At 66.4% G+C, this 10,806-nt stretch carries 9 protein-coding genes; 8 read left to right on the forward strand and 1 reads right to left on the reverse strand.

Going from position 1 to position 10,806, the window contains the following annotated elements; genetic code table 11:
- Window positions 1–815 precede the first annotated feature (815 nt).
- From ACYVKR_RS09100 to tesG, 5 genes are read left to right on the forward strand one after another with little or no spacing between them, the layout of a single operon-like run.
- A complete protein-coding gene (locus ACYVKR_RS09100) occupies window positions 816–1,793 on the forward strand; it encodes a flavin reductase (RefSeq protein ID WP_460480487.1) in 978 nt (325 codons plus the stop codon).
- Window positions 1,794–1,840: 47 nt separating this feature from the next.
- The gene (locus tag ACYVKR_RS09105) at window positions 1,841–2,680 is read left to right on the forward strand and encodes an alpha/beta fold hydrolase (protein ID WP_460480488.1); all 840 of its coding nucleotides are present in this window, start codon (window positions 1,841–1,843) and stop codon (window positions 2,678–2,680) included.
- Window positions 2,681–2,683: 3 nt separating this feature from the next.
- The gene (locus ACYVKR_RS09110; protein ID WP_460480489.1) at window positions 2,684–3,478 is read left to right on the forward strand and encodes an FAA hydrolase family protein; all 795 of its coding nucleotides are present in this window, start codon (window positions 2,684–2,686) and stop codon (window positions 3,476–3,478) included.
- A gap of 6 nt (window positions 3,479–3,484) precedes the next feature.
- Window positions 3,485–4,405, forward strand: coding sequence for an acetylating acetaldehyde dehydrogenase (gene tesF / locus ACYVKR_RS09115; protein ID WP_460480490.1), 921 nt, complete (start codon window positions 3,485–3,487; stop codon window positions 4,403–4,405).
- A 16-nt stretch (window positions 4,406–4,421) separates the two neighbouring features.
- Entirely contained in the window at window positions 4,422–5,462 is a 1,041-nt protein-coding gene (gene tesG / locus ACYVKR_RS09120; RefSeq protein WP_460480491.1) for a 4-hydroxy-2-oxovalerate aldolase, read from the forward strand.
- Window positions 5,463–6,287: 825 nt separating this feature from the next.
- Here tesG and ACYVKR_RS09125 read toward each other — a convergent pair.
- Entirely contained in the window at window positions 6,288–7,070 is a 783-nt protein-coding gene (locus tag ACYVKR_RS09125) for an SDR family oxidoreductase (protein WP_460480492.1), read from the reverse strand.
- Between the two features lie 290 nt (window positions 7,071–7,360).
- Here ACYVKR_RS09125 and ACYVKR_RS09130 point away from each other — a divergent pair, with 290 nt between their 5' ends.
- The 3 genes from ACYVKR_RS09130 to ACYVKR_RS09140 are packed head-to-tail and all read left to right on the forward strand — an operon-like array spanning window position 7,361 to window position 10,578.
- Entirely contained in the window at window positions 7,361–8,824 is a 1,464-nt protein-coding gene (locus ACYVKR_RS09130; RefSeq protein ID WP_460480493.1) for a flavin-containing monooxygenase, read from the forward strand.
- A gap of 21 nt (window positions 8,825–8,845) precedes the next feature.
- Complete coding sequence (locus tag ACYVKR_RS09135; RefSeq protein WP_460480494.1) at window positions 8,846–9,832, forward strand: alpha/beta hydrolase; 987 nt, start codon at window positions 8,846–8,848, stop codon at window positions 9,830–9,832.
- Window positions 9,829–10,578 carry a Rossmann-fold NAD(P)-binding domain-containing protein gene (locus ACYVKR_RS09140; RefSeq protein ID WP_460480495.1) on the forward strand — a complete coding sequence of 250 codons (750 nt, stop codon included), beginning with the start codon at window positions 9,829–9,831 and terminating at the stop codon, window positions 10,576–10,578. The genes ACYVKR_RS09135 and ACYVKR_RS09140 overlap by 4 nt, the downstream gene beginning before the upstream one ends.
- Window positions 10,579–10,806 lie beyond the last annotated feature (228 nt).

Consider the following 10,806-nt stretch of genomic DNA (forward strand, 5'->3'; position numbering starts at 1 on the left):
GCGACCTACTTTCTTGTGCGTACAAGAAAGTAGGCAAAGAAAACGCCCCGACTGTCTGCGACCCCAACGCCTTGCGTTGGGGCAACCTGTGGCGTGACGTTTGCGGGGTGCGCCGCAGAACTCTCTTCGCGCCGAAGGCGCTCCGTTCGGACAACCGCGGCGAGTCAGTCCACGAAGCATGCGCGCTCCGACGCGCATGCCCACCCCGCAAACGCCACGCCACAGGCGCATACAGAAGGGGGTTATTCGGGCCGTCGCTGCGCTAGGCCTTGCACTTTGGGGCCGAGCAACGCGATGGCCCGTGTGGCTGTTCTTGGGTTCCCTTCTGTCCGTGCCGAGAAGCACAGGGCGCGGGGCCGCATGCGCGTCGGAGCGCGCATGCTTCGTGGACTGACTTGCTGCGGTTGTCCGAGCGGAGCGCGCCCCGGCGCGCGGAGTCGAGTTCCGCAGCAGGCCCCGCGCCCGAGCATCGCAGGTTGCCCCAGCGCCTGCGGCGCTGGGGTCACGGACAGCAGGGCGCCCTTCTTTTGCCTACTTTTCTTGGGCGACCAAGAAAAGTAGGTCGCCCGCCGGGGCGAAATCCCGGCCTCTGTAAATAAACAAACCACCAACATCAAAACTGATAGCTGCCAGCGCTCTCCACATAAGCATTACAAATAAAAATCAACCAAAAACCAATACACATCCAGCGCAACCAGCTATCAATTTTCATAACCATGCCAACCCCGAAGATCTTTTTCGCCCCGGATAGTCCATGTGAAGGATTCCGCAAAGCGCGGCTGCAAGCACTCTTGCCACCCAGGAGACAAGCACCCATGCAAAGTACCGCCGCCACCTACGACCCCAAGGACTTCCGCCGCGCGCTCGGCATGTTCGGCACCGGGGTCACCATCGTCACCACGCGCGCCGCCGATGGCGAGCCCGTGGGCATCACGGCCAACAGCTTCAACTCGGTGTCGCTGGAGCCGCCGATGGTGCTGTGGAGCCTGGCCAAGAACGCTCGCAGCCTGCCCGTGTTCCAGGCCGCCCAGACCTGGAACGTGCACATCCTCTCGAACGAGCAGGAAGCCCTGTCCAACCGCTTCGCCCGCGCCGGCGAGGACAAGTTCGCCGGCCTGGCGCTGGACTCGCACGAGCAGCACGCGCCGCTGCTGCCCGACTGCACGGCGCGCTTCCAGTGCAAGACCGCCTTCCAGTACGACGGCGGCGACCACATCATCTTCGTCGGCGAAGTCACCGGCTACGACACCAACCCGCACCCGCCGCTGCTGTATGTGACCGGCGGCTACGCGCTGGCCTCGCGCAAGTCGGCCGCCATCGCCACCGAGCCGGCCGCCGACACCGACACCGCCTACTCCGAGAACCTGGTCGGCTACCTGATGGGCCGCGCGCACTTCCAGTTCCTGCACGGGCTGCGCCAACCCATGGCGCGCTTCGGCATGACGGACGCCGACTTCTACGTGCTGTCGCTGCTGAGCATCCGCCAGCCGCAGTCGCCCACCGAGATCGCCGCGCACATGGCCTACACCGGCACGGACATCGGCACCGTGGCGCTGCAGTCGCTGATCCGCAAAGGCTGGGTGCAGGAATGCCCGCAGCAGCCCGAGTCGCTGCAGCTCACGCCCCAGGGCAACGAGGCCATCCTGCACGTGCTGGCCGCGGCCAAGGCCGTGGAGAGCGACCTGATCGGCAGCCTTGGCGAGATGGAAGCCGCCACGCTGCGCAACCTGCTCAAGAAGAGCATCGCCGCCACCGACCCCGGCCTGCCCAAGCTCTGGCAGGCCAAGGCCTGAAGCAGGCCGCCCCACCCACCCATCCACTCCAACCACTTAAAAACCAGATGAGCACCACCTCCATCCCCGAAGGCAAATATGTGGACATCGCCCCCGTGGCCGGCCAGCCCCAGCGCGTGCACTACCACGAGCAGGGCAGCGGCGACGCGGTGATCTTCCTGCACGGCGCGGGCACGGGCGCCAGCGGCTACAGCAACTTCAAGGGCAACTACCCCGAGTTCGCGCAGGCGGGCTTCCGCACCCTGGTGCCCGACCTGCTGGGCTTCGGCCTGTCGTCCAAGACCGAGGAACCCAAGCAGTACGACCTGGACTTCTTCATCGCCGGCGTCAAGGGCCTGGTGGACGCGCTGGGCCTGAAGAACATCACGCTGCTGGGCAACTCGCTGGGCGGCGCGGTGGCGCTGGGCTATGCGCTCAAGCACCCCGGCGACGTGAAGAACCTGATCCTGATGGCGCCCGGCGGCGTCGAGGACCTGCCGGTCTACTTCGCCATGCCCGGCATCGCCAACATGTTCAAGATCTACCAGGAAGGCAAGACCGGCCGCGAGGCCATGCGTGCCGTGATGTCCATGCAGGTGGTGGACCAGTCGCTGCTGACCGAAGCGATCATCGACGAGCGCGAGCCCATCGCCAAGACGCAGACCCAGGCCGCGCGCTCGCCCATGAACATCCCCAACCTCACCGAGCAGTTGCCGCAGCTGCAGTGCAAGGTGCTGGCCTTCTGGGGCATGCAGGACGCCTTCAACCCCGTGGGCGGCGCCGACAAGCTGGCGCGCGGCATCCAGAACTGCCGCGTGGTGCTGGTCAACCAGTGCGGCCACTGGGTGCAGGTCGAGCACCGCGGCATGTTCAACCGCACCTGCATCGACTTCCTCCAGAACGGCTGACCCATGAACGACGCAAGTTTCATCCAGACCCAGGGCCAGCGCCTGTACGACGCGCTGCGCAGCGCCAGCACCCTGGCGCCGCTGACCGACGACCACCCCGAGATGACGGTGGAGCAGGCCTACCACATCTCGCTGCACATGCTGCGCCTGCGCGAAGCCGCGGGCGAGCGCGTGATCGGCAAGAAGATCGGCGTGACCTCCAAGCCCGTGCAGGACATGCTGAACGTGCACCAGCCGGACTTCGGCTTCCTGACCGACAGCATGCAGTTCGAGGACGGCGCCACGGTATCGCTGAAAAAAGCCGGCCTGATCCAGCCGCGCGCCGAGGGCGAGATCGCCTTCATGCTCCGAAAGGACCTGCAGGGCCCAGGCGTGACCCGCGAGGACGTGCTGGAAGCCACCGCCTGGGTCGCGCCCTGCTTCGAGATCGTGGATTCGCGCATCAACGACTGGAAGATCCGCATCCAGGACACGGTGGCCGACAACGCCTCCTGCGGCGTCTTCGTCATCGGCCAGCAGCACACCGATCCGCGCAGCCTGGACCTGGCCGCCGCCGCCATGCAGATGAGCAAGAACGGCGAGCCTGCCGGCTCGGGCCTGGGCAGCGCCGTGCAGGGCCACCCGGCCGAGGCCGTGGCCTGGCTGGCCAACACCCTGGGCGCCTTCGGCATTCCCTTCAAGGCCGGCGAGGTGATCCTGTCCGGCTCCCTCGCCCCGCTGGTGCCAGCAGCCGCCGGCGACCGTTTCGAGATGGCCATCACCGGCCTGGGCAGCTGTTCCATTCAATTCACCGAGTAAGACACCATGACGCAAAAAAAGATCAAGTGCGCACTGATCGGGCCGGGCAACATCGGCACCGACCTGCTGATGAAGCTGCAGCGCTCGCCGCTGCTCGAACCCGTATGGATGGTGGGCATCGACCCCGAATCCGATGGCTTGAAGCGCGCCCGCGAGATGGGCATCAAGACCACGGCCGACGGCGTGGACGGCCTGCTGCCCTTCGTCAAGGAAGACGGCATCCAGATCGCCTTCGATGCCACCAGCGCCTATGTGCATGCCGAGAACAGCCGCAAGCTCAATGAATTGGGCGTGCTGATGATCGACCTCACGCCCGCGGCCATCGGCCCCTACTGCGTGCCCTGCGTGAACCTGGCCGAGAAAGTGGCCGAGAAGGCCATGAACGTGAACATGGTCACCTGCGGCGGCCAGGCCACCATCCCCATGGTGGCGGCCGTCTCGCGCGTGCAGGCCGTGAGCTACGGCGAGATCGTGGCCACGGTCTCCAGCCGCTCGGTCGGCCCGGGCACGCGCAAGAACATCGACGAGTTCACCCGCACCACCTCGGGCGCGGTCGAGAAGATCGGCGGCGCGCAAAAGGGCAAGGCCATCATCGTCATCAACCCGGCCGAGCCGCCGCTGATCATGCGCGACACCATCCACTGCCTGACGGTGGAGCCTCCCAAGGCCGCCGAGATCGAGGCCTCGGTGCACGCCATGATCCGCGAAGTGCAGAAGTACGTGCCCGGCTACAAGCTGGTCAACGGCCCGGTGATCGACGGCAACCGCGTCTCCATCTTCATGGAGGTCGAGGGCCTGGGCGACTACCTGCCCAAGTACGCCGGCAACCTGGACATCATGACCGCCGCCGCCGCGCGCACGGCCGAGATGTTCGCCGAAGAAATCCTGGCCGGCCGCTTCGAGCCCGCCGTTGCAGAAACCGCCTGAGCACAAGGAGCCCACCATGACCCTCCAGGGCAAGAAGATCACCGTCCACGACATGACGCTGCGTGACGGCATGCACCCCAAGCGCCACCTGATGACGCTGGAGCAGATGAAGTCCGTGGCCTGCGGCCTCGACGCCGCCGGCATCCCGCTGATCGAGGTCACCCACGGCGACGGCCTGGGCGGCAGCTCGGTCAACTACGGCTTTCCCGCGCACAGCGACGAGGAGTACCTGGGCACCGTGATCCCGCTGATGAAGCAGGCCAAGGTCTCGGCGCTGCTGCTGCCCGGCATCGGCACCGTGGACCACCTGAAGATGGCCCACGGCCTGGGCGTGTCCACCATCCGCGTGGCCACGCACTGCACCGAGGCCGACGTGAGCGAGCAGCACATCTCCATGGCACGCCAGATGGGCATGGACACCGTGGGCTTTCTGATGATGGCCCACATGAACAGCGCCGAAGGCCTGGTCAAGCAGGCCAAGCTGATGGAAAGCTACGGCGCCAACTGCATCTACATCACCGACTCGGCCGGCTACCTGCTGCCCGACAGCGTGAAGGAGCGCCTGTCCGCCGTGCGCCAGGCCCTCAAGCCCGAGACCGAGCTGGGCTTCCACGGCCACCACAACCTGGCCATGGGCATCGCCAATTCGCTGGCCGCCATCGAGGTGGGCGCCAACCGCATCGACGCCGCCGCCGCCGGCCTGGGCGCGGGCGCGGGCAACACGCCGATGGAAGTCTTCATCGCCGTGTGCGCGCGCATGGGCATCGAGACCGGCGTGGATGTGTTCAAGATCCAGGACGTGGCCGAGGACCTGGTCGTGCCGCTGATGGACTTCCCGATCCGCATCGACCGCGACGCGCTCACGCTGGGCTACGCCGGCGTGTACGGCAGCTTCCTGCTGTTTGCCAAGCGCGCCGAGGCCAAGTACGGCATCCCCGCGCGCGAGCTGCTGCTGGAGCTGGGCCGCCGAGGCATGGTCGGCGGCCAGGAGGACATGATCGAGGACACGGCGCTGACCATGGTGCGCGAGCGGCAGAAGCAGAAGATCGCCGCCTGATCCTGAAAGTTGGTTCCAAGGCTTGGGCCTGCCGGCATGCGTGCTGGCAGGCTTTTTTGTTGTTATCAAAAAGATAGCTGGTGGCGCTTGCTGTTCAATGATTTCGGGTGTTTTCTCTCTAAATCGCTTTTGTATCGAGCGCTAGTAGCTATCTTTTTTGATTTCTGAGGCCGGGACTCGCCCCGGCGGGCGACCTACTTTCTTGTGCGTACAAGAAAGTAGGCAAAGAACACGCCCCGACTGTCTGCGACCCCAACGCCAGGGCGTTGGGGCAACCTGTGGCGTGACGTTTGCGGGGTGCGCCGTGGAACTCACTGCGCGCCAAGGCGCTCCGTTCGAACATCCCCGGCGAGTCAGATGACGAAGCATGCGCGCTCCGACGCGCATGCCCACCCCGCAAACGCCCCGCCACAGGCGCATACAGAAGGGGGTTATTCGGGCCGTCGCTGCGCTCGGCCTTGCACTTGGGGGCCGAGCGCAGCGATGGCCCGAGTGGCTGTTGGGGTTCCCTTCTGGCCGTGCCGAGAAGCACAGGGCGCGGGGCCGCATGCGCGTCGGAGCGCGCATGCTTCGTGGTCTGACTTGCTGCGGTTGTCCGAGCGGAGCGCGCCCTGGCGCGCGCAGTCGAGTTCCGCAGCAGGCCCCGCGCCCGAGCATCACAGGTTGCCCCAGCGCCTGCGGCGCTGGGGTCACGGACAGCAGGGCGCGCTTCTTTTGCCTACTTTTCTTGGGCGACCAAGAAAAGTAGGTCGCCCGCCGGGGCGAAATCCCGGCCCCTGCAAGCAACCTCACTAAAGGACTCAAAAGAGATCGCCTGCAGCCGCCTCACCACACCGCCGTAGGCATCTCCCGGGCCGCAATCATGGCCTGGCGCCGCTCCAGCAGCGGATACAGCGCCTCGGGCTGCGGCACGATCCAGTACTCGCCGCGGTCGATGGCCTCGAACACGTGGCGCGCAAAGGTCTCGCCGTCCATGCCATGCTGGGCCAACAGGTCGGTCATCTGCCCGTGGAAGCCGCTGGCCGCATCCGGCGGCGCCTCGCGGAAGATGCGCGACTTGACCGGGCCGGGGGCCAGCAGCGACACCGCGATCCTCGGCTCCATCGCGGCCAGTTCGCCGGCCAGCGACTCGGTCAGCGCCACCACGGCGAACTTGGTCGCGCTGTAGGGCGCCATCAGCGGGCTGGGCAGAAAGCCGCCGACCGAAGCGGTGTTGACGATGCGCGCCGGGCGCCCGGCCGCCAGCAGGCGCGGCACGAAGGCGCGCAGGCCGTTGAGCACGCCGTTCACGTTCACGCCCCAGGCACGCTCCCACTGCGCGGCGCTGATCTCCCAGCTGCGGCCCGTGGTCAGCACGCCGGCGTTGTTGAACAGCAGATCGACCTGGCCGAAGCGCGCATAGGCCTTTTCGGCCAGCGCGTTCATGGAGTCCTCGCTGGTGACGTCGACCACCACGGCCAGCGCCTGTTCGCCGATATCGCGGGCGACCTGGGCCAGCCCGGCCTCGTCACGGTCGGCCAGCACCACCTGGAAGCCGCGCTGCGCCGCCACCCGGGCCAGTCCTGCACCAATGCCGCTCGCGGCACCTGTAATCACTGCTACCTGCATTTTTGCCTTTCATGAAAATATGGACACATTATCCTTAACCGCAGAAAATAATATCCCATCCACCGCCAATAATCCATATCGGCAAAATAATCGTCCAGCCTCGGCACACCCAAACAGATTACAGATAATCCATCAACCTCCATAGAGCCTAGTCCGTTGAGACTAAATGAAAACCATGGGTTGACATATTTTGGCCATGGACACAGTTTTGCAATAACTTGCCACCTCCGGGGAAAATAGGCCTGCGTGATGTTTATAAATTTCCCAGCCCAAACAATTGGAGGCAAGCGATGGTGTACGACGTTATTGTGATTGGCGCAGGCATGTCCGGCATTCTGGCCGGCATTCAACTGAAGAAACTCGGAAAATCATTCCAGATCCTGGAGAAATCCCATACCCAGGGCGGCACCTGGCGGGACAATACCTACCCGGGCCTGACCTGCGACGTGCCCTCGCACGCCTACACCTATTCCTTCGAGCACAACCCGGAATGGTCGCGGGTGCTGCCGCCCGGCAACGAGGTGCAGGCGTATTTCACCAAGGTCTTCAGCGACTACGACCTGGCACCGTACACTCGCTTCAACACCGAAATCACCGAGGCCCAGTGGCACGGCGACCATTGGGAGCTGAAGGACCAGCACGGCCAGCGCCTGCAGGCCCGCGCCGTGATCGCCGCCACCGGCGTGCTGCACCACCCGCACTACGCCGCGATCCCCGGGCTGGAGCAGTTCGGCGGCCAGGTGATCCACAGCGCGCGCTGGGACCACAGCGTGCCGCTGGATGGCAAGCGCATCGCCATCGTCGGCAACGGCTCCACCGGCGTGCAGCTCGTCTCGGCGTTGTCGAGCCGTGCGCAGGTGCGGCATTTCCAGCGCACCGCGCAGTGGATCTTCCCGATCGAGAACCCCTTGTTCACCGAAGAGCAGCGCGCCGAGTTCCGCAGCAACCCCGACCTGCTGCACTACCTGCACACCGAGCCGACCTACATGGCCAATGTGGAGCGCTTCACCAATGCCGTGCTCGATCCGGACTCGCCCGAGATCCTGGAGATCCAGAAGCTGTGCCAGGACAACCTCGACCAGTCGGTGAGCGACCCCGAGCTGCGCCGCAAGCTCACGCCCAACTACCGCGCCGGCTGCAAGCGCCTGATCTACTCGCCCGACTACTACCGCGCCATCCAGCACCCCAACGCCCAGCTCGTCACCGAAGGCATTGACCAGGTCGAGGCCGGCGGCATCCGCACGGCCGACGGCCAGCTGCACGAGCTGGACATCATCGTGCTGGCCACGGGCTTCAAGGCCGACCGCTTCGTGCGCCCCATGCAGGTCACCGGCCTGCATGGCACCACGCTGGAGCAGGCCTGGGCCAATGCGCCCACGGCCTACAAGTCGATCTCGGTGCCGAACTTCCCCAACCTGTTCTTCCTCAACGGCCCGACCTCGCCGGTGGGCAACTTCTCGCTGATCGACACGGCCGAGATGCAGTGGGGCTACATCGTCCAGCTGCTGCAGCGCATCGACGAGCAGGAACTCGCCGGCCTGAGCGCCCGCCCCGAGGCCCTGACGGCCTACGACGAGGCCCGCCGCCAGGCGGCCCAGGGCTCGGTCTTCGGCTCGGGCTGCAACAGCTGGTACCTGGACAAAAACGGCATCCCCGCCACCTGGCCCTGGTCGCAGTCGCACTTCCGCGAAACCATGCGCGCCCCGGTCTGGGAAGACTACGTGGCCCATGCCCCGGCCCACGCCACGGCCTGAGCCGGATTCGGAGTTCCCACCATGCAAATCCATCCCGAACTCGCCGCCGTGCTGGCCTTCTTCAAGGACATGCCCCCCGTGGACTGGAGCCAGCCCATGGCCCAGATCCGACCGCTGATGGACCAGGCCGGCCTGCCGGCCGACGTGCCCATGCACGAGGTGCGCGCGCTCGCCATCCCGGCGGCGCCAGGCAGCAGCACGGACATTCCCGCCCGCCTGTACCGCCCCACCGACAACCCGGCCGCGCCGCTGCTGGTGTTCTTCCACGGCGGCGGCTGGTGCTTCGGCACGCTGGACACCCACGACGGCCTGTGCCGCCACCTCGCCCAGCTCACCGGCTACAACGTGTGCTCGGTGGCCTACCGGCTCGCGCCGGAGCATCCGTTTCCCGCGCCGCTGGACGACTGCTACGCCGCCACGCGCTGGCTGGCCGCCCATGCCGCCGAGCTGCAGTCCGACGCCAGCCAGCTCTGCCTGGCGGGCGACAGTGCGGGCGGCAACCTGGCCGTTGCCACCAGCCTGCGCGCCCGCGCCGACGGCTGGAACGGCATCCGCGCCCAGCTGCTGCTGTACCCGGTGTGCGACGTGCGCGGCGACACCGAGTCCTACCGCTTGTTCGGCGACATGCCGCTGCTCAGCAGCGCCGGCATGGCCGCCATGTGGCGCCACTACCACCCGGCCACGCCGGCATCACCGCTGGCCTCGGTGCTGCAGGCCGAAGACCTGCGCGGCCTGCCCGCCGCCGTCATCGTCTCGGCCGAGCTGGACATCCTGCGCGACGAGGCCGAGCAGCTCGCCCGGCGCCTCGCCGACGCGGGCGTGCCCACCCAGCTCACCCGCGCCGCCGGCATGGCGCATGGCTTCGCCAGCTTCAGCCTCGCCTCGCCCGCCATCGCCGGCATGCTGGCCGAGGCCTGCGAACAGCTGAAGGCTGCGGTAACGACTCTCGGAGCAGCGGCTCCCGGAGTGGCGACTCCCGGAGTAACGACTCCCGGAGTTCCCGCATGAGCCGCCGCCTGCACGGCAAGGTTGCCCTCATCACCGGCGGCTCCATGGGCATGGGCGCCTCGCACGCCCGCGCCTGCGTGGCCGAAGGCGCGCAGGTGGTGATCGCCGACATCGCCGACGAACCCGGCCAGGCCCTGGCCCGGGAGCTGGGCGATGCCGCCCACTATGTGCACCTGGACATCACCCAGCCCGCGCAGTGGCAGCAGGCCGTGGCCGCCACCCTCGGGCGCTTTGGCAAGCTGAACGTGCTGGTCAACAACGCGGGCATCCTGACCTATGGACCGGTGCTGGACTACACGCTGGAGCAGTGGAACCGCACGCTGGCCGTGAACCTGACCGGCCAGTTCCTGGGCATCCAGGCCTGCGTGCCCGCGCTGGCCGAGGCGGCGCCGGCGTCCATCATCAACGTGTCGTCCACGGCGGGCTTGAGCGCCTACCCCTTCATGGCGGGCTACGGCGCATCGAAATGGGGCGTGCGCGGCCTGACCAAGTCGGTGGCGCTGGAGCTGGCCGAGCGCCGCATCCGCGTCAACTCGGTCCACCCCGGCGCCGTGGCCACGGCCCAGAGCGCGGCCCTGCGCCAGGGCCAGCCCAGCGATCCCGATGCCTCCAGCCTCAAGCGCTTTGCCGAGCCCGAGGAGATCTCGCCCCTCATCGTCTACCTGGCCAGCGACGAGTCGCGCTTTTCCACCGGCGCGGAGTTCGTGGCAGATGGCGGGATCACCGCCGGCTCGCTCGGCGGCTGAGCCCGCATCACTTCAAAAACAAGAGCTTTCAGCGCTCATGGTTCCTTGGTTCTGGATATTTTCATATCCGAAATCAAGGCACATAAAGCGCTGAAAGCTCTATTTTCAATAGCACAGCATCGACTGATGCCTGCGCTGCCATCCCCTCGGGATATACCCTTGCTTTGCTGGCAGACGTCCATTCAGACGATGCCGCAAAAGCCCCAAATCACGAATCTCTCATCTGTG

This window comes from Comamonas humi (assembly GCF_054782535.1).